Source organism: Bacillus cereus group sp. N31 (genome assembly GCF_016483245.1).
Classification (GTDB): Bacteria; Bacillota; Bacilli; order Bacillales; family Bacillaceae_G; genus Bacillus_A; species Bacillus_A toyonensis.
Map to the genome: position 1 here is coordinate 153775 of NZ_JAEHCH010000001.1, position 21145 is coordinate 174919.

Sequence of the window (21145 nt, forward strand, 5' to 3'; positions counted from 1 at the left end):
CGTTAGTTTTTGTTCTTTTTTATGTAAATATGTATGAAAAATAGGCTATAATGATAAGACAAGAAGAGAGGGAAATACATATTATGAAAAACATTGATTCAGTACAAAATCCGCGTGTGAAGCAGTGGAAAAAGCTGCAAACGAAAAAAGAACGCGATAAAAAAGGGTTGTTCTTTGTTGAAGGATTCCACTTAGTGGAGGAAGCTTTAAAGGCAGGAGTTGTAACAGAACTTATCGTTTCAGATCAAACAGACCTTCCGAAAGATTGGACAGTGAATGATGTTGAAATGTATATCGTGCCTGAAGCGATTGTAAAAATACTTCGTGAAACAGAAACGACACAAGGTGTATTTGCTGTCTGTGAAAAGCATGAGAAAGAAGTAGCTCTTACTGATGGGAAATTTCTTTTATTAGACGGCCTTCAAGACCCAGGTAATTTAGGAACGATTATTCGTACAGCTGATGCAGCTGGTATTCACGCCGTTGTGCTTGGAGAAGGTTGTGTTGATGTTTATAATAGTAAAGTACTCCGCTCTACACAAGGTTCTATTTTCCACTTACCAATTGTAAAAGGGAACTTAGAAGAATGGGTAGACAAGTTAAAAGAAAATAACGTTCCTGTATATGGAACAGCTCTTGAAAATGGAGTTCCGTATGGGGAAGTAACACCAGCTGGCAGTTTTGCATTAATTGTTGGAAATGAAGGAAATGGCGTACGCCAAGAAATTCTTGCGAAAACGGATCAAAACTTGTATATTCCGATTTATGGCGGGGCAGAATCATTAAATGTTGCGGTTGCAGCAGGGATTTTAACGTATTATTTACAAAGCCCGGTTGCGAACAAATAAAAAACTTCTTATAATAAGTTGAAGTACATGTTCGTAATGAACATATAATAAAAGTTAAATAACGAAAAACGTTGATAGAGAAGAGTAGCTGACAAAATCGCCATATAGGGAGAGAATGCCGTAGACTGAAAGCATTCTTATGGTAGACGGAAGTGAATTCACCTCTGGAGTTGACGCCAGGACCATGTATATGTAAAGGCGTTCCGGTCAGAATTGATCGTTATAACTAATGAGTGGGCAGACTTGTTCTGTCAATTTAGGGTGGTACCGCGAATTTACCTCGTCCCTTTTTGGGAGCGGGGTTTTTTTATTTTTAAAATTAGGAGGGTTCCAAATGGAAGCACGTTTAAAAGAGCTAAAGCAAAAAGCGTTAGAGCTTATTGAAGAAGCGAAAGAGCTAAAGGGCTTAAATGACGTACGCGTAGCGTATTTAGGGAAAAAAGGCCCAATTACAGAAGTATTACGCGGCATGGGGAAATTATCAGCGGAAGAGCGTCCACGTATGGGAGCATTAGTAAATGAAGTACGTGAAGCGATTCAAACGCGTTTAGACGACAAAATTGGTAACTTAGAAAAAGCAGTAATTGAAGCGAAATTAGCTACTGAAACAATTGATGTTACCTTGCCAGGTCGTCCTGTTGAAACAGGTTGTCACCATCCGTTAACAGCTGTTGTTGAACAAATTGAAGATGTATTCATCGGTATGGGTTACGAAGTAGCTGAAGGAACAGAAGTAGAAAAAGACTACTACAACTTCGAAGCATTAAACTTACCGAAAGATCATCCAGCGCGTGATATGCAAGATACATTCTACATTACAGAAGAAACGTTACTACGTACACATACATCTTCTGTGCAAGCACGTACGATGGAAAATAATAAAGAAAAAGGTCCAATCAAAATTATTTGTCCTGGTAAAGTGTATCGCCGCGATGACGATGATGCGACGCATTCACATCAGTTCATGCAAATTGAGGGTCTTGTAATTGATAAAAACATTCGCATGAGTGATTTAAAAGGTACATTGCAAGTATTCGTGAAAAAGATGTTCGGTGAAGATCGTGAAATCCGTCTTCGTCCAAGTTTCTTCCCATTCACAGAGCCATCTGTAGAGATGGATATTTCTTGTATGATGTGTCACGGTAAAGGTTGCGGCACTTGTAAAGGAACTGGCTGGATCGAAATTTTAGGCGCAGGTATGGTTCACCCGAACGTACTTGAAATGGCTGGTTATGATTCAAAAGAATATCAAGGTTTCGCATTTGGTATGGGCGCAGAGCGTATCGCAATGTTGAAATACGGCGTAGATGACATTCGCCATTTCTATACAAATGATGTACGTTTCTTACAACAATTTAAACGAGCGTAAGGGAAGGAGAGGATAAGTATGTTCGTATCATATCGTTGGTTACAAGAGTATGTAGATATTAAAGATGTAACAGCACAAGAACTAGCAGACAAAATCACGAAAAGTGGTATTGAAGTAGAAGGTGTTGAAGTATTAAATAAAGGTGTAAAAGGTGTTGTTGTTGGTCACGTATTAGAATGTGAAAAACACCCAGAAGCTGATAAATTAAGCAAATGCTTAATCGATATCGGTGAAGAAGAGCCAGTTCAAATTATTTGTGGTGCTGCTAACATTGCAAAAGGTTTAAAAGTACCAGTTGCAAAAGTTGGCGCTGTACTTCCTGGTAACTTCAAAATTAAAAAAGCAAAACTACGCGGTGAAGCTTCTCATGGTATGGTTTGTGCTCTTCAAGAGCTTGGCATTGATGGAAAGTTAGTTTCAAAAGAATACGCAGATGGTATCTTCATCTTCCCAAGTGACGCTGAAGTTGGTGCAGATGCACTTGAAATTTTAAACTTACACGATGAAGTACTTGAGCTTGGTTTAACACCAAACCGTGCAGATTGCTTAAACATGTTAGGTGTTGCATATGAAGTAGCTGCTATTTACGGCCGTGAAGTAAAACTTCCAGCTATCGACTTACAAGAAACAGCAGAAAAAACTGCTGATTACATTTCTGTAAGTGTAGAAGCGAAAGAAGAAAATCCATTATACATTGCAAAAATGGTAAAGAACGTAAAAATTGGTCCATCACCAATGTGGATGCAAACTCGCCTTATGGCAGCTGGCATTCGTCCAATTAGCAACGTAGTTGATATTACAAACTACATTTTAATGGAATACGGTCAACCGTTACATGCATTCGATTACGATAAATTAGGTTCAAAAGAAATCGTTGTTCGTCTAGCAAAAGAAGGCGAAAAAATTGAAACGTTAGATGATCAAGAACGTACGTTACAAGACCATCATCTTGTAATTACAAACGGAACAAAAGCTTTAGCTGTTGCTGGTGTAATGGGCGGAGCAGATTCTGAAGTTACAAATGAGACAGTGAACGTTTTAATCGAGTCTGCATACTTTGCAGGTCAAACAGTGCGCCGTACATCAAAAGACTTAGGTCTTCGCAGTGAATCAAGTGCACGTTTCGAAAAAGGAATCGACCCAACACGTACATTTGAAGCAATTCAACACGCAGCTGCTTTAATGGCGAAATACGCTGGCGGTGAAGCACTTGAAGGTGTAGTAGAAGCTGACAACTTACAAGTACAAGAGCGTACAGTATCTGTTACTGCTGAAAAAGTAAACCGTGTATTAGGTACAAATATTTCTGCAAGTGAAATGGGTACAATGTTCACAAACTTAAAATTCCCATTTACAGAAGTAGAAGGAACATTCCACGTGAATGTACCAGCACGTCGTCCTGATATTACAATTTCAGAAGACTTAGTAGAAGAAGTGGGCCGTCTATACGGTTATGATCACATTCCAGTTACATTACCTTCTGGAACGATGACACGTGGTAAATTAACATCAGCACAAACAAAACGTCGTAAAGTACGTCGCTTCTTAGAAGGTGCTGGTTTATATGAAGCAATCACGTATTCATTAACAAGCGCTGACAAAGCGAAACAATATATGGTTGAGCCAAACGAAAAAGCGCCTGTCGCTCTTGCACTTCCAATGAGTGAAGAACGCAGCCAACTTCGTTTAAGCTTAGTGCCACAATTGTTAGAAGCAGTTTCATACAACGTTGCACGTAAAAACGACAGCGTTGCTTTATACGAAGTAGGTTCTATCTTCTTACCGACAGAAGAAGGAGAACTTCCGAAAGAAGAACAACATCTTGCAGGTGTTATGACAGGCCTTGCTCTTCACCATGCATGGCAAGGTGAGAAGAAAGTAGTAGATTTCTTCGTTATGAAAGGTGTGCTAGAAGGATTATTCGACGTACTTGGCGTTGCAAACCAAATCGCATATGCACCAGCAAAACGTGAAGGTATGCACCCAGGTCGTACAGCTGACATCGTATTAGATGGGGAAGTAATTGGTTTTATCGGTCAATTGCACCCTGAAGCAGAAAAACAATTAGATGTGAAAAATACATTCGTATTCGAACTATCTCTTGTAAAAGTATTCGGTGCAGACGTGGAAGAAACTTACTACGCAGCAATTCCACGTTTCCCATCTATGACACGTGATATGGCTGTTGTCGTAACGAAAGAAACAAAAGCTGGCGAAATGAAGCAAGTTATTGCTGAAGCTGGTGGAGAACTTCTGAAAGACGTAACACTATTCGACTTATACGAAGGTGAAAAAATGGAAGAAGGCAAGAAATCACTTGCATTCTCTATGACTTACTTCGATGCAGAACGTACGTTAACAGATGAAGAAGTAACAGAAGCACATAACCGTGTATTAACAACGGTAGAAGAGAAATTTGGTGCGGAGTTACGTAAGTAATAAGAAGTTGCCGGATCTATTCCGGCAATTTTTTTTATGATGCGATTGTCGATATATTATAAAAATCGCCGATATATTTGAAGTTACGGTCGATATATTGCGAAAATCGCTGATATATTTTCTGGTGTCTTGCATCTTTCCCTCGAATGTAGTACATTAATTTTAGTTTAACAAAATGAAAGACGATGATAAGGAAAAGTAGTATATACTATAATCCATAGCGAGTCAGGGACGGTGAGAGCCTGATGAGGCGGTATATGTGAAGAACACCTTGGAGTTGCTAACCGAAATTGAATCTTGTATTCAAGAGTAGACTTAGACGGGAATCCGGCCTGTTACAAACCGGGAAGTATGTATTACATACGAGTTAAAGTTGGTCTTTATGACAAATTGGGTGGTACCGCGAAGTTTAACCTTTCGTCCCTTTATGGATGAAAGGTTTTTTTGTATTTAAATATATCAGCAAAGGAGAATTTCACTATGGAAAACACATTAGTAAAAAGTCTGTATAGAGATACAGAAAAGTATGCAGATCAAACAGTACAAGTATCAGGGTGGATTCGTAACTTACGTGATTCAAAAGCATTTGGTTTCATCGAATTAAACGACGGTAGCTTCTTCAAAAGCGTTCAAATCGTTTTCGATACAGAATTAGAGAACTTCAAAGAAATTGCAAAACTTCCACTTAGCTCTTCAGTTAAAGTAGAAGGTAAAGTAATTGCAACGCCTGGAGCGAAGCAACCATTTGAAATTAAAGCAGAAAAAATTGATATCGAGGGCTTATCAGATTCTGATTACCCACTTCAAAAGAAGCGTCATACGTTTGAATACTTACGTACAATCGCTCACTTACGCCCAAGAACAAATGCATTCTCTGCAACGTTCCGCGTACGTTCTATCGCAGCATTTGCGATTCACCAATTCTTCCAAGAGCGTGGATTCGTACATGTTCACACACCAATCATTACTGGTAGTGATACAGAAGGTGCTGGCGAAATGTTCCGTGTAACAACGCAAGATTTAAACAACGTATCAAAAGGTGAAGACGGACAAGTTGATGAATCAAAAGACTTCTTCGGTAAAGAAACAAACTTAACAGTAAGTGGACAGCTGAACGCTGAAGCTTATGCATTAGCATTCCGTGATGTATACACATTCGGACCTACATTCCGTGCGGAGAACTCAAACACAACTCGCCATGCAGCTGAGTTCTGGATGGTTGAGCCTGAGATTGCATTTGCTGAATTAGGCGATGTAATGGATCTTACAGAAGATATGCTGAAATATGCAATGAAATATGTATTAGAACATGCACCAGAAGAAATGGACTTCTTCAACAGCTTCGTTGATAAAACAGTTCTAGAGCGCATGAACAATGTGATTAACTCTGACTTCGGTCGTATCACTTATACAGAAGCAATTAAAGTACTTCAAGAATCAGGTGCTGACTTTAAATACCCAGTAGAATGGGGTATTGACTTACAAACAGAGCATGAAAGATACTTATCAGAAGAAATCTTCAAACGCCCTGTATTCGTAACAGACTATCCAAAAGACATTAAAGCGTTCTATATGCGTATGAATGAAGACGGTAAAACAGTAGCTGCTACTGACCTTCTAGTTCCTGGCATCGGCGAATTAATCGGCGGAAGTCAACGTGAAGAAAGAATGGACGTTTTAGTAGACAGAATTAAAGAATTAGGTATGAACGAAGAGGACTACTGGTGGTACTTAGAACTTAGAAAATACGGCGGTACAAAACACGCTGGATTCGGTCTAGGTTTCGAGCGCTTCCTAATGTACATCACTGGTATGGCTAACATCCGTGACGTAATTCCATTCCCAAGAACTCCAGGTTCTTCTGAGTTTTAAGATATAAAAAAAGCGAGAGCAACTGCTCTCGCTTTTTTTATTGAGAAAGGTTGTAATTGCAACCTTAACTTTATAAAGTATTTCACGACTAGAAAAGATGTTGTTCATAGTTCAATTCCCACTTCATATATAAGTAAAACGAATGCGACATTTATATAGGGAAGGGGTTTTTATACAATGGGGGAAATTCCAAGTCATACAAAGTGGACATTGCGTGACAAGTATATAGTAATCACTGGTGCAACAAGTGGTATTGGATTAGCGGCAGCTAAGGTGTTTGCAAAAAGCGGTGCTAAGCTAGGAATCATTGCACGTAATGAAGCAAAAGCGAATGATGTTATGACTCAACTTGAAAATATAACGGAGGGGAATGCAGTGGTAGATATATTTTTCGCTGATATGTCTTCCCAACAATCTATACGCCAGGTAGCTACCAATATTTTAGAAAGATGTCCGAGAATTGATATATTAGTAAATAATGCGGGTGCTTTATTTCAAACAAGGCAAATTACAGAGGACGGTTTGGAGATGACCTGGGCGGTAAACCATTTAGGTCCATTCTTACTTACAGATTTGTTGTTGGAGCGTTTAAAAGAAAGTGCTCCTGCTCGCGTCATTACCACTGCATCTCACGGTCACAAAATGGCTAAAAAGGGAATTGATTTCGATGATCTAGATGCAGAACAACTGTATCGCGGTATTAAGAAGTTCATGGGCGGTCCTACAATGCGTTATGCACAAACAAAACTAGCTAACATTTTATTCACCTCTGAATTGGCACAGCGGTTGGAGGGAACGGGTGTTAGTGCTTATAGCTTTGACCCGGGGCTAGTGAATACGAATTTTAACCAGGATAATGGTCTAGCTGCTCGCTTAACTATGGCAGCAATGAAACCTTTCTCCCGTACGCCGGAGAAAGGTGCTGAAACTTTAGTATGGCTAGCAGAATCAACTGGATTTACTAATCAGAGTGGTTATTACTATGCCGATAAACAAGTAGGGGAAATGTCTGAAGCTGCCTTGGATAAGGATGCAGCAAAGCGTCTATGGGACATAAGCGAAAACCAAACACGAGAGTAAAAGAGTAGCGAGTATATGTTCAGATTATTATGTTGAATAGTTTTTTACCCTTAAGTAAAAAGTAACCTTGGGGGTGAGTGCAATGAGTAAAAAAGTGAAAAAAGACCATTCAAGATCAATCCTAGGTTCTCCAGAAGTGGAAGGACAAGGGACAACAACACATGAAACTGGTTCTCATAAAGTATCTTCATCAAATAAGAAGCAGAAACGAAGCTAATATAAAAAAGGGAGAGTCTTGGGGGCTCTCCTTTTTTATAGGAGAATTACTAAAAATGAGTTAATTTAGCGATATAGTTAGGAGAGGAAAATAGTAAATGCAATTACATTGAATCGAGAACACATGAAACAAAAAACAGGAGTTTGTAAGCCCCTGTTTTTGTCGATACTATTTCAATAAGCGAAACGCTTTCTCTGTATTAGCAAAATGCAGTTTTACAAACTCAGGTAATCTTTCTTTACCTACTTTTTGAATTAATTTAGCAGCGGCGATATCAACTTGTTTACCAGCACCTTTTGGAAGTGGCATACCAGCTTTTTTACTTAGTTCGTCAAATTGTTTTACGAATGAGTAACGAGCTAAAATGGAAGCGGCGGCAACAGCTAAATGAACACTTTCACCTTTCGTAGCGAAGTAAACATTTTCACGCTGTACCTGTTTTTGTTTTGCTAAATACTTATAGTATGTATCAGGTTGCGTAAATTGGTCGATTAAGATACCTTCTGGTGTTGTAGGAGCAATTTTCGCTAATAAGTTTGTAATGGCTTTATTGTGTAGTAAAGCTTTTAGCTTACCTTGATTATTTCCTTTATCAAATAGCTCGTTATATTTTTCATTATGAAGAACGAGAGAGCTGTAAGGAACAACGTGAAGTAGTTGTTTTGCAATAGCGGTAATTTGAGCATCGTTTAAGTTTTTGGAGTCTTTTACACCAAGTTCTTTTAAAAGTGGAATTTGTTTTGCGTCCACATATACAGCAACTACTGTCATCGGTCCGAAGTAATCACCAGTACCTACTTCATCTGATCCTGCTATAGACATTGTACCGATGGAAGCAGGCGGTGCAAAACGATGAGAATCGACCGATTTTTTTACAGTTGTTTTCGGTGTTTGAGAGACAGTTTGCCAACGAGAAGCTTCTGCTTCAGCACGTCCACCTTGGAACATTACTTTTCCAGATTTATATGCTGTAATCGTGCAAGATGGCACCTTTGCCATAAAGATACCGCCTTGCGGAATTTTTGAGCTAAGTGCTTGTTTATATTGTTGTTTCATGTCTTCAATTACTGTAGAACTTGTTTGTATTACGATAGAATTTGACAAAATGGTCGCTCCTTTTTTATATTGTTATTTTTATCATATCGGATTGTTCTTTCTGTTTCCATATTATGATGGTTCATGGTATGATAAACTTTAGGATTCTGTACGTGATTGGAGGCCGGTGAGTTGTCACAACAAAAGGGAAATAAAAGTCGAATTAATGTAGAAATATATGGCCAACAGTATTCAGTTGTTGGCGATGAAAGTACAAGTCATATCCGCATGGTAGCAGCGATTGTGGATGATAAAATGCGCGAACTCAATGCCAAGAATCCTTCGCTTGATACGAGTAGACTAGCGGTATTGACGGCGGTAAACGTCATACACGATTACATAAAATTAAAAGAAGAACATGAGAAGTTGAAAGAAAGTATGACAAAAAAAGGAATGGAATAAACATGATTGATATTATTATCATTTTACTGCTTGTTATGGGATTTTTCCTCGGATTACGCAGAGGTTTTATCTTACAACTTGTAAAGTTAACAAGCTTTATTATCGCATACCTTGTTGCATACTGGTACTGTAAAGATTTAGCGCCAGCACTTGCGAAATTTATTCCGTATCCATTTGATAAAAATGTATCTGTTCCAGAATGGATTGATGCAAATAATATTGAGACAGTATTTTATCAAGCAATTGCGTTTATCGTATTATTTATTATTACAAAAATCGCACTTTCATTACTTGGTAATTTGTTAAATATGTTTGCAGAAATACCGGTGTTAAAGCAAGTAAATGCGTTTGCGGGGGCAATCCTCGGATTTTTAGAAGTATATATTATTTTGTTTGTTTTAATTATTGTTGGAAATATTCTTCCGATTGAACAAATACAAACACCATTACAAAAATCATCAATTAGCAAAATAATTGTAGACGATACACCGATTCTCTCTGAAAAGGTGAAGGAGCTATGGCAGACAGGTAGCAGAGTATAACTTCTCTTTTTTCGGAAAGAGGAGTTTTTTTCTATGAAAGAAAGGCGGGGCAATGATGAAAGTAAATAAAAAACAAGTTATTAAATTACTAGAGACAATCGGGCTTTTTATGGAATTAAAGGGTGCGAATCCATTTAAAATATCTGCATTTCGTAAAGCAGCAGCGGCACTAGAAAGTGATGATCGTAGTCTTTCTGAAATTGAAGATTTCACAAAGATTCCAGGTATCGGAAAAGGAACGGCAGCAGTTATTCAAGAATATATAGAATCGGGAACATCTGAAGTATTACAAGAACTTGAAAAAGAAGTGCCAAGCAGTTTGTTACCGTTATTAAAACTTCCGGGCCTTGGTGGTAAAAAGGTAGCTAAGTTATACAAAGAACTTGGTGTAGTGGATATGGAATCGTTAAAAGCTGTTTGTGAGGAAAATAAAGTACAAGCTTTAGCAGGTTTCGGTAAGAAAACAGAAGAGAAGATATTAGAAGCAATTGATCAAGTAGGATCTCGTCCAGAACGTTTACCGATTGCGATGGTATTACCTATTGCCGGGGAAATAGAGGAGAAGTTGTCGAATATTGCTGAAGTAATTCGTTTTTCTCGCGCTGGTAGCTTACGCCGTGTTCGTGAGACAGTGAAGGATTTAGATTTCATTATTGCAACGACAGAACCAGCAGCAGTACGTGAACATTTATTGCAATTCGATAATATGATTGAAGTAATTGCAAGTGGAGATACGAAAGTTTCTGTTCGTCTTCAATACGAATATGATATTTCAATCGATTTCCGTTTAGTAAAACCAGAAGAGTTTATTACAACACTTCACCATTTCACAGGATCAAAAGACCATAACGTAAAAATGCGCCAAATTGCAAAAGATAAAGGCGAAAAAATTAGTGAGTACGGTGTAGAGAACTTGGAAACAGGTGAAGTAAAAACATTCGAGACTGAAGAAGAATTTTTTGCTCATTTCGGTCTTCCATTTATCCCACCAGAAGTGCGTGAAGATGGAAAAGAAATTGAATTAATTAAAGAGTATCCAAACTTAATTCAGTTTTCTGATATACAAGGTGATTTACATATGCATACAACGTGGAGTGACGGTGCTTTTTCTATTGAAGAAATGGTACAGGCATGTCGTGCCCGTGGATATAAGTTTATGGCGATTACTGATCACTCACAATACTTGAAAGTAGCGAACGGTTTAACGAAAGAGCGTCTTCGTGAACAAGCGAAAGAAATTGAACGTATGAATGAAAAGTATCCAGACATTACAATTTTACGCGGAATTGAAATGGACATTTTACCGGATGCATCACTTGATTTTGATGATGAAGTATTAGCAGAATTAGATTATGTTATTGGAGCTATCCACTCTAGCTTCTCGCAAGACCGTGAAACGATTATGAAGCGTCTTCGCGCTGCACTTGAGAATAAACATGTTACAATGATTGCTCACCCGACAGGGCGCCTTCTTGGACGTCGCGAGGGTTACGATGTAGACACAGATTTATTAATTGAACTCGCAAAAGAAACAAATACAGTTTTAGAATTAAATGCAAATCCGAACCGTCTAGATTTAAGCGCGAAATTATTAAAACAAGCACAAGATACTGGTGTAAAAGTAGCGATTAATACGGATGCTCATACACTTGAAATGTTAGAAGACATGGAAACAGGTGTAGCAGCAGCGCGTAAAGGTTGGATTCAAAAAGATAACGTGATTAACACGTGGGATATTGAACGTTTATTAGACTATATTAAACGTAATAAGTAACACAAGGGGGACCTGCAACATGTTAGAAAGAACGTTGCGTGTATTAGAATACAATAAAGTAAAAGAACAATTACTTGAACATACAGCCTCTTCACTTGGTCGTGACAAAGTGAAGAATTTAGTACCGAGCACTGATTTTGAAGAAATTGTAGAACTACAAGATACGACGGATGAAGCGGCGAAAGTCATTCGTTTAAAAGGGAGTGCGCCATTAGGTGGTATTACTGATGTTCGCTCAAATGTGAAGCGTGCAAAAATCGGAAGTATGTTAAGCCCAAATGAACTACTTGATATTGCAAATACGATGTATGGTAGTCGCAATATGAAACGTTTTATCGAAGATATGGTTGATAATGGTGTCGAGCTTCCGATTTTAGAAACTCACGTCGCTCAAATTGTATCTTTATATGACTTAGAAAAGAAAATTACAAATTGTATCGGTGATGGTGGTGAAGTAGTCGATAGCGCAAGTGATAAACTACGTGGTATTCGTAACCAAATTCGTACTGCGGAAAGCCGTATTCGTGAAAAGTTAGAGAATATGACGCGTTCTTCAAACGCACAAAAGATGTTATCTGATGCGATTGTAACGATCCGTAACGAACGTTACGTAATCCCGGTAAAACAAGAATACCGCGGTGTATATGGTGGTATTGTTCACGATCAATCTGCTTCTGGACAAACTTTATTTATTGAACCACAAGTAATTGTAGAATTAAATAACGCACTTCAAGAAGCACGTGTGAAAGAAAAACAAGAAATCGAACGCATCTTATTAATGTTAACGGAAGAAGTGGCAGTAGAAGCTGATATTGTTTTGTCTAACGTAGAAGTAGTTGCAAATCTTGACTTCATTTTTGCAAAAGCTTTTTATGCGAAGCGAATTAAAGCAACGAAGCCAATCGTAAATAACGAGCGCTACATGGATTTAAGACAAGCGCGTCATCCGCTTATTGATCCGGAAATTATTGTGCCAAATAACATTATGCTCGGTAAAGATTTCACAACAATTGTAATTACAGGACCGAATACAGGTGGTAAAACAGTTACGCTGAAAACGGTTGGTATTTGTGTGTTAATGGCGCAATCTGGTCTTCATATTCCAGTAATGGACGAGTCAGAGATTTGTGTATTTAAAAATATTTTCGCTGATATCGGTGATGAGCAATCGATTGAACAAAGTTTAAGTACGTTCTCCTCACATATGGTGAACATTGTTGATATTTTAGAAAAAGCTGATTTTGAAAGCTTAGTTTTATTCGATGAATTAGGTGCTGGAACAGACCCACAAGAAGGGGCTGCACTAGCAATTTCAATTTTAGATGAAGTATGTAATCGTGGTGCTCGCGTTGTTGCAACGACGCATTACCCGGAATTAAAAGCATACGGATATAACCGTGAGCAAGTTATTAATGCGAGTGTTGAGTTCGATGTGAACACATTAAGCCCAACGTATAAATTATTAATCGGTGTACCAGGACGTAGTAACGCCTTTGAAATTTCGAAGCGCCTCGGATTATCTGATCGCGTTATTGATCAAGCACGTAATCAGATTAGTACGGATACAAATAAAATTGAAAATATGATTGCGAAGTTAGAAGAAAGTCAAAAGAACGCAGAGCGTGACTGGAACGAAGCAGAAGCGCTTCGTAAGCAATCTGAAAAACTTCATCGCGAATTACAGCGTCAAATTATTGAATTTAACGAAGAGCGTGATGAAAAATTATTAAAAGCGCAAAAAGAAGGGGAAGAAAAAGTCGAAGCTGCGAAGAAAGAAGCAGAGGGCATTATTCACGAACTTCGTCAATTGCGCAAAGCGCAGCTTGTAAACGTGAAAGATCACGAGCTTATTGAAGCGAAGAGCCGTCTAGAAGGTACAGCGCCAGAGCTTGTGAAGAAACAAAAAGTGAATGTGAAAAACACAGCGCCAAAACAACAATTACGTGCAGGCGATGAAGTAAAAGTATTAACGTTCGGTCAAAAAGGTCAATTACTTGAAAAAGTAAGTGATACAGAGTGGAGCGTACAAATTGGTATTCTGAAGATGAAAGTGAAAGAATCCAATATGGAATACATTAATACACCGAAGCAAACAGAGAAAAAAGCAGTCGCAAGTGTGAAGGGTAGAGATTATCACGTGTCGTTAGAGCTTGACCTTCGCGGTGAGCGTTACGAAGATGCAATGATGCGCGTTGAAAAATATTTAGACGATGCACAGCTTGCAAGCTATCCTCGTGTGTCAATCATTCACGGTAAAGGAACAGGAGCGCTTCGCCAAGGTGTACAAGATTACTTGAAAAAACATCGCGGCGTGAAAAACTACCGTTACGGTGACATGGGCGAGGGAGGCCTAGGCGTAACAGTTGTCGAATTAAAATAGCAAACAACGAAACAAAGGGGAAACCATTATATGTTTATGGACAAACTTGCAAAAGCATTGTTAGCTTGTTGTGGAATATTTTTGGTGATTGGGGTTATTTATTTAGTTGTTTTTGCGAAGTGAAGGAGCGTCAATCGTGGCATAATGATATTGCCATAGATTGACGCTTTTAATATACGAAAAGGAACAAAATATGAAAATCAACCAATACATAAGCGAAGCAAAATCCTGCTCAAGACGCGAAACAGATCGTCTTATTAAAGCTGGACGCGTGGCTATTAACGGCGAAATTTGTACGCACGGTGCTCTCGTGAGCGATGATGATGTTGTAACGATTGATGGGCAGGTTATTGCAAAAGAAGAGAAAGAAAAGGTGTATATCGCTTTTCATAAACCAGTTGGAATTACTTGTACAGCAGCCGATCATATTGAAGATAATATTATTGATTATATCAATTACCCAGAGCGAATCTTTCCCGTTGGACGATTAGATAAAGCATCGGAAGGACTTATTTTATTAACGAATGATGGCGCGATTGCGAATCAAATTTTACACGGAGATCACGAGCATGAGAAAGAATACGTTGTGACGGTAGATAAACCTTTTACAGATTGGTTTATTGATGAGATGTCCAGCGGTGTAAAGATTAAAGATGGAATGACGAAGCCATGCAAAGTGACGAGAGTCGGCCAATCTACATTTCGCATCGTTTTAACACAAGGAATGAACAGGCAAATTCGTAGAATGAGCCGTGCTTTCGGGTTTACTGTAACAAAGCTAAAGCGAGTGCGCATTATGAATATAGAATTACATGAGCTTGAAGTGGGAAAGTGGCGGAGCGTTACAGCTGAAGAGTTAGAAATTTTAATAGGGCAGTTATAGGGAGGAAAAATTTTCTCCCTATATTTTTTTGTCAGAAAAAATAAAACTATTGATTTTTTAAAAAATAGCCCATATAATAAAAAACAACAAGTTTCGACAAGATATTTTATAAAAGTAATGATGAGGACATGAGTTGTTTTCTACGATTCTCAGAGAGGGAAGCCTTAGGCTGTGAGCTTCCTAATACGAAAAGACAATCTTACCACCTCTAAACTTCAAGAGTGAACTGCATGCATGATGCATTGTAATTCTTGGCGGATAAAACCGTTATCAATTTACACGAGCTATAAAATGAGCTTATTTCGTTATAAATTCATTTTATTAGAATAAGGGTGGAACCACGATTTCAACACTCGTCCCTTTGTTAGGGACGGGTGTTTTTTGCGTTCTTTTACGGGGAAGTATGCTTGAAAGAGGAGATGTGACGGATTTTAATTCAGAATATTTTGTCAATTAATTATTTAGGAGGTTAGTAGAAATGAAATCATCTTTAAAATTTTCTGAGATGTTTGCAATAAGTTTAATGTTATTTGCACTATTTTTCGGTGCAGGTAATATGATTTTTCCACCAGCGTTAGGACAAGGTGCTGGAACAGATGTATGGATCGCGTTATTTGGTTTTATCGTAACAGGTGTTGGATTGCCTTTATTAGGGGTAATCGTTATAGCTCTAAAGGGAGATATTAATGAGCTAGCAGGACGTGTGCATCCTATCTTCGCACTTGTTTTTATCACTGCAATTTATTTATGCTTAGGCGTATTCGTAAGCGTTCCGCGTACAGGGACAGTTGCTTATGAAATGAGTGTTGCACCATTTTTACCAAGTGAGATAGCTAGCCAATCCTATCCACTTGTTATCTTTACATTTATTTTCTTTGCGGTAACTTTCTATTTAGCTTTAAATCCTTCAAAATTAGTGGGACGCATCGGTAAAGTGTTAACTCCAATTTTATTAGCTGTTATTGCAATTATTGTAGGTAAAGCACTTATTACACCAATTGGAGAATTTGGTTCACCGACAGAAGCGTATAGTGCTCCTCTTTTCAAAGGTTTTATTGACGGATATTTAACTTTAGATGGACTGGCAGCACTTGTTTTCGGAAATGTTGTCATTAATGCTTTAAAAGCAAAAGGTGTTACAAATAAGAATAGCATTGCGAAAGTAACAATCTTTGCAGGATTTATTGCAGCACTTGGTTTACTACTTGTGTATTTAGCGCTTGCGTATCTTGGAGCTTCTAGTGTATCGCTTGGAATGGGCGCAAACGGAGGCATTATTTTAACAAACGTTGTAAATCATTTATTTGGTAGTTACGGAACATTATTACTAGGTATCGCAATTACAGCAGCATGTTTAACAACTTCTGTAGGTATTGTTGCAGCTTGTGGAGAATATTTCTCTTCCTTATTACCAAAGCTTTCATATCAAAAAGTCGTTTTCATTTTCTGTGTACTAGCATTTATGGTAGCCAATCTTGGTTTAACGCAGTTAAACGCATTAGCATTACCAATCTTAATCGCCATTTATCCAATTGGAATCGTTCTTATCGTATTATCACTTGTTGAAAACTACGTTCGTCTTCCATTAGCGATGTATGTGGGTGGTATTGTAGGAGCGTTCGCAATTAGTTTCTTTGATGGATTACACAATGCAAATCTTCAAATTGCAGCATTAGCACCTATTCTAAATAAGATTCCATTATATAGTGTAGGAATTGGTTGGTTAGTTCCAGGCATAATCGGTATAGGATTTGGTTATATAGTTTCTAAGTTTCAAAAGCAGGAAATTGCTGTAGAAAAATAGAGAAAAGAGGCTTTCTATAATAGAAAGTCTCTTTTTTTATAGAAAAAGTTGTACATAGAGAAATTTAGATATTAAAAAATTTATACGTAATATAGTTGACAAAAAATTTATGAGTAGGCTAAGATTGACTTAGTTGTGGAAATATTGGAAGGGAAGTGAAGGAAAGGGGTTTCTATAACTATAGTGTTGTTATGGGAAGAGGTGAAAGAAGAGGAAAAGGGATAGTTTATTTTTTTGATTTATATTGAGAATGATAATCAATTAATAAGTTTTATAATTTTTTCTCAGTTTCTATGCCTTCGTATAAGGAATAGGGTGAGATATTATTTTTAATATTCAATGAGAATGATAATCAATAATACTTATGTTACATAAAAGAATGCTAATTAAATATAGGTGGAAAAGGTTATTTTTTTCTTATAAATTGAGAATAATTATCATTTTCAAAAAGTGAAATGCAAGATAAACAAGGAGGAAACAAGAAAAATGAAAAAGTTTTCTGTATTACCCGCTTTTATTATGACATTTGTATGTATGCTAGCTTTTCTTGTAGTGCCGTTCGGACAAGCTTCAGCAAAATTAGCTGACGGTACGTATGATATTAACTACGTAATACAAAAAGCGGAAAACGAGTCAGCTTCAATGGCAAATGATTATTTTGAAAAGCCAGCTAAGTTAGTTGTAAAAAATGGTGAGATGAAAGTTCAAGTTCCAATGAACCATAGTGCTTGGATTACAGAATTTAAAGCACCGGAGAATGGAAATTTTGTTGATGCAAAAGTAGTGAGTAAGGACGAAGCGGCTGATAAAAGAACGGTTGAATTTAAAGTTGATGATCTATCAAAGCCGTTGGGAGTAAAAATTCATGTTGTTGTACCAAGTGCAAACTATGACCACCACTATACAATTCGTTTTGCGTTTGATGCAAATGTAAAAGCTGTAGGTGGCGATAACGGTGTAGTTGCTGCAACAAAAAATAATGACCAAGCGAAAACAGATACACAAGTAAAAGAAGAAAAAACGAAAGTAGAGAATAAAGAAGCGAATAAAGAAACAAATGAGAGTGGAAAAGCTGAGAAAACAGATAATCCAAAAACAGGAGACGAAGCACGTATCGGATTATTTGCAGCGTTACTTCTTGTTTCAGGTGTTTTCTTAATTCGTAAAGTGAAGCTAAACAAATAAATATTTCAAAGGGTGATGAATATATGTTTAAACAATTTAAAATGATTATTGCCGTATTTGCTGTTTTATTTACGTTTATCGCAACACTAGGTTCACAAGATGCAAAGGCTGCTACAAAACTAGCTGATGGGAAATATAATATTGCTTTTACTGTATGGAAAGGCGATAAAGATGAATCATCTAGAATGAATAGTTATTTTGAAAGCCCAGCAACATTAACAGTTAAAAATGGAAAACAATATGTTTCATTTAAAGTGAAAGATAGTTCTTCTATTAAAAGTTTCCAAGTAGAAAAAGATGGTCAATTTGTAGAAACAACTGTGTTAAGTGAAAACAAAACAGATAATACTAGAGTTGTAGAATTTGAAGTTGCTGACTTGTCAAAAAAACTAAACGGCAAGGTGAAAATTAATATCCCAATTATCAAATACAATGCTTCATATGATATTCGCTTTGTATTTGATGGGAACAGTGTTAAATAATTAATTTTTTATAAAGGAGCGTTATTTCATTGAACAAGTATCTTAAGATTGTTGTTGCAATGTGTCTAATGATATTTACATTTGTATCAACATTACAACCACTTGCAGTTCAAGCAGCTACCAAGTTAGCTGACGGTGAATATTCAATTGGCTTCAAAGTTTTAAAAGATACATCAGATGAAGAATCGATGATGAATCAATATTCAGTAAGCCCGGGAACTTTAAAAGTGAAGGATGGGAAAAAGAAAGTATCCTTTACATTAACGAATAGTTCATGGATTACGAAGTTTGAAACAGAAAAAGCAGGCCAACTTGTTGAGACAAATGTAATTAGTGAAGATAAAGAAAAAGATACAAGAGTAGTAGAATTTGATGTGGAAGATGTAGAGAAGGTATTAAATGCAAAAGTAAAAGTAGATATTGATTTTTTAAATTATCATCATGACTATGATGTGCGCATTGTCTTTGATCAAAATAGTATTAAACCCGTTCATGTAGAAAAGCCAAATGAAAAAGAGGACCCAGCTAATAAGCCAGATCCAAATGAAAAACCTGATCCGAGTCAGAAGCCCGACCAAAAGCCTGACCCAGATCAACAACCAAATTCTAACACAATTACAGATGGTGAGTACAGCATTCCATTTAAAGTGTTCAAAGATCAAACAGATGAAGAATCCAAGATGAATAGTTACATGGTAAATCCAGGAGTATTAAAAGTAGAAAATGGTAAGAAAAAAGCTGTTATAACACTAAAAAGTAGCTCATTAATTAAAAATTTCCAAACGGAAAAAGATGGTGCATTTGTTGATGCAAAAGTAGTGAGTGAGGATAAGGAAAAAGATACAAGAGTAGTAGAGTTTGAAGTAAACGATTTATCTAAAAAACTAAATACAAAAGTATTTATCGAAATGGCATCAAGAAATTATAAGCAAACGCATGATGTACAACTTTTATTTGAACAAGATAAACTTGAAAAAATTAAAAATGAAGAGAAAAAACCAGAAGTAGAAAAACCGGAAGTAGAAAAACCAGACGATAATAAAAATCCAGATGCTGAAACAATTAAAGATGGTGAATACAGCATCAATTTTAAAACATTAAAAGATCAAACAGAAGAAATTTCAATGATGAACACATATACAAAAAGTCCAGGTGTGTTAAAAGTAAAAGATGGTAAGAAGTATGTATCCTTTACGTTAACGAATAGTGCTTGGATTACAAAGTTTGAATTTGAGAAAAATAGTTCGTTTGTTGATGCAAATGTAATAAGTGAAGATAAAAAAGCTGATACACGCGTAGTGGAAGTAGAAGTACCGGATTTATCGAAAAAGTTAAATGCAAAAGTAAAAGTAGATATCGATTCAATGAATTATCACCATTTTTACGATATTCAATTTGCATTTGATAAAGGTAGCATTAAGCCGTTAAATAACCAAGGCGGAAACGACAACCAAGGCGGAAACGACAACCAAGGTGGAAACGACAACCAAGGTGGAAACGACAAGCAAGGCGGAAACAATAACCAAGGTGGAAACGACAAGCAAGATAATAACACAACAATTGATCCAAAAGCTCTTAAAGATGGTGAATACAGCATTGGCTTTAAAGTGTTAAAAAATCAAACAGATGAAATCTCAATGATGAACACATACACAAAAAGTCCAGGTGTATTAAAAGTAAAAGATGGTAAGAAATATGTATCGTTTACATTAACAAATAGTACATGGATTACGAAATTTGAATTTGAGAAGAATGGTTCTTTCGTTAATACAAAAGTGTTAAGTGAAAATAAAGAACAAAATACAAGAGTAGTAGAAGTAGAAGTAAACGATTTGTCTAAAAAATTAAATGCAAAAGTAAAAGTAGATATTGATTCAATGAATTATCACCATGTCTACGATGTTCAATTTGTATTTGATCAAGATAGTATTAAAGCTTTAGGGAATCAAGGTGGAAGCGACAAGCAAGGCGGAAACAACAACCAAGGTGGAAACGACAAGCAAGGCGGAAACGACAAGCAAGGCGGAAATGATAACCAAGGTGGAAATAATAAACCGAAAGTAATAGTTGATCCGAAAAATTTAGTAGACGGTCAATATGATATTACATTTAAAGTATTAAAAGATAAAACAGATGAGATTTCAAAGATGCATGACTATGTTGTAAATCCAGCGAAATTAATCGTAAAAGATGGTAAAAAATACATTGAGATGACGCTGAAAAATAGCGTGTGGATTACGAAATTCCAAACGGAAAACAATGAGCTATTCGCTGATGCGAAAGTAATAAGCGAAGATAAAAATGCAAATACGCGAGTAGTACAGTTTGAAGTAGAAGATCTATTTAAAAAATTAAACGCAAAAGTAAAGGTAGACATCGATGAGATGAACTACCATCATTTCTACGATGTACAAATTCAATTTGATACAAATAATATCGGTGCGTTAGGAACTATTAAAGAGGATCCAAAAAATGAACCAAAAAATCCAGTGACTACACCGAAAGTAGATAATGTAAAAACAGTAGGTAATCCTGATTTTAATCGAAATGCAGATGATAAGAAGAAAAACAATGCTACAGATAATGATGCAAAAAAAGAGAAAAACTCAAAAACTGCAGATACAGCACAACTTGGTTTATACATGGTGTTACTGCTAGGTTCACTTGCTTTACTAGTTCGTAAATATAGAGCGGGTAGATTGTAATTTTTGGAGTCTTGATGCATGTTCGCGTGCATCAAGACTTGTTTCATATTGTATGGAAAGGAGTGGTG

At 36.9% G+C, this 21145-nt stretch carries 16 protein-coding genes and 3 other annotated features; of the genes, 15 read left to right on the forward strand and 1 reads right to left on the reverse strand.

Translation table 11 applies throughout. The features are described 5' to 3' along the window. Positions 1 to 50: 50 nt before the first annotated feature. The 6 genes from JDS81_RS00850 (at position 51) to JDS81_RS00875 (ending at position 7825) form a co-directional block, all read left to right on the forward strand. The gene (locus JDS81_RS00850; protein ID WP_002060131.1) at positions 51 to 848 is read left to right on the forward strand and encodes a TrmH family RNA methyltransferase; all 798 of its coding nucleotides are present in this window, start codon (positions 51 to 53) and stop codon (positions 846 to 848) included. A gap of 62 nt (positions 849 to 910) precedes the next feature. Continuing rightward, positions 911 to 1139 (forward strand) — a binding site (T-box leader). Between the two features lie 43 nt (positions 1140 to 1182). Beyond that, complete coding sequence (gene pheS, locus JDS81_RS00855; RefSeq protein ID WP_000388217.1) at positions 1183 to 2217, forward strand: phenylalanine--tRNA ligase subunit alpha; 1035 nt, start codon at positions 1183 to 1185, stop codon at positions 2215 to 2217. 18 nt (positions 2218 to 2235) lie between these two features. After that, a complete protein-coding gene (gene pheT, locus JDS81_RS00860; protein ID WP_097952301.1) occupies positions 2236 to 4656 on the forward strand; it encodes a phenylalanine--tRNA ligase subunit beta in 2421 nt (806 codons plus the stop codon). A 176-nt stretch (positions 4657 to 4832) separates the two neighbouring features. Then, positions 4833 to 5084: a binding site (T-box leader), on the forward strand. A 52-nt stretch (positions 5085 to 5136) separates the two neighbouring features. Beyond that, complete coding sequence (gene asnS / locus JDS81_RS00865) at positions 5137 to 6528, forward strand: asparagine--tRNA ligase (RefSeq protein ID WP_000432185.1); 1392 nt, start codon at positions 5137 to 5139, stop codon at positions 6526 to 6528. A gap of 177 nt (positions 6529 to 6705) precedes the next feature. Further along, positions 6706 to 7608, forward strand: coding sequence for an SDR family oxidoreductase (locus JDS81_RS00870; protein ID WP_097952303.1), 903 nt, complete (start codon positions 6706 to 6708; stop codon positions 7606 to 7608). 82 nt (positions 7609 to 7690) lie between these two features. Then, positions 7691 to 7825, forward strand: a complete 135-nt coding sequence (locus tag JDS81_RS00875; protein ID WP_000039591.1) for a YuzL family protein — start codon at positions 7691 to 7693, stop codon at positions 7823 to 7825. Between the two features lie 168 nt (positions 7826 to 7993). Here JDS81_RS00875 and rnhC read toward each other — a convergent pair whose 3' ends face one another. Next, a complete protein-coding gene (gene rnhC / locus JDS81_RS00880; RefSeq protein ID WP_000071618.1) occupies positions 7994 to 8929 on the reverse strand; it encodes a ribonuclease HIII in 936 nt (311 codons plus the stop codon). 123 nt (positions 8930 to 9052) lie between these two features. Between rnhC and zapA the strand changes: the two genes are divergently transcribed. From zapA to JDS81_RS00925, 9 genes are all read left to right on the forward strand, one after another. After that, positions 9053 to 9322, forward strand: coding sequence for a cell division protein ZapA (gene zapA, locus JDS81_RS00885; protein ID WP_000082703.1), 270 nt, complete (start codon positions 9053 to 9055; stop codon positions 9320 to 9322). 2 nt (positions 9323 to 9324) lie between these two features. Continuing rightward, positions 9325 to 9864 carry a CvpA family protein gene (locus JDS81_RS00890; protein WP_000565405.1) on the forward strand — a complete coding sequence of 180 codons (540 nt, stop codon included), beginning with the start codon at positions 9325 to 9327 and terminating at the stop codon, positions 9862 to 9864. Between the two features lie 55 nt (positions 9865 to 9919). Beyond that, positions 9920 to 11638 carry a DNA polymerase/3'-5' exonuclease PolX gene (polX, locus tag JDS81_RS00895; protein WP_098055558.1) on the forward strand — a complete coding sequence of 573 codons (1719 nt, stop codon included), beginning with the start codon at positions 9920 to 9922 and terminating at the stop codon, positions 11636 to 11638. 19 nt (positions 11639 to 11657) lie between these two features. Beyond that, complete coding sequence (locus JDS81_RS00900) at positions 11658 to 14018, forward strand: endonuclease MutS2 (protein WP_097952307.1); 2361 nt, start codon at positions 11658 to 11660, stop codon at positions 14016 to 14018. A gap of 193 nt (positions 14019 to 14211) precedes the next feature. Then, entirely contained in the window at positions 14212 to 14901 is a 690-nt protein-coding gene (locus JDS81_RS00905; protein WP_000700727.1) for a 23S rRNA pseudouridine(2604) synthase RluF, read from the forward strand. Positions 14902 to 15009: 108 nt separating this feature from the next. Beyond that, positions 15010 to 15265 (forward strand) — a binding site (T-box leader). A 114-nt stretch (positions 15266 to 15379) separates the two neighbouring features. Next, entirely contained in the window at positions 15380 to 16705 is a 1326-nt protein-coding gene (gene brnQ6 / locus JDS81_RS00910) for a branched-chain amino acid transport system II carrier protein BrnQ6 (protein ID WP_000842657.1), read from the forward strand. A 486-nt stretch (positions 16706 to 17191) separates the two neighbouring features. Beyond that, on the forward strand, positions 17192 to 17890 hold the full coding sequence (gene isdC / locus JDS81_RS00915) for a heme uptake protein IsdC (protein WP_000714740.1): 699 nt from the start codon (positions 17192 to 17194) through the stop codon (positions 17888 to 17890). Positions 17891 to 17913: 23 nt separating this feature from the next. Beyond that, positions 17914 to 18372 carry an NEAT domain-containing protein gene (locus tag JDS81_RS00920; RefSeq protein ID WP_097952309.1) on the forward strand — a complete coding sequence of 153 codons (459 nt, stop codon included), beginning with the start codon at positions 17914 to 17916 and terminating at the stop codon, positions 18370 to 18372. Positions 18373 to 18401: 29 nt separating this feature from the next. Next, positions 18402 to 21077 carry an NEAT domain-containing protein gene (locus JDS81_RS00925; protein WP_199688493.1) on the forward strand — a complete coding sequence of 892 codons (2676 nt, stop codon included), beginning with the start codon at positions 18402 to 18404 and terminating at the stop codon, positions 21075 to 21077. The last annotated feature ends 68 nt before the right edge of the window (positions 21078 to 21145 follow it).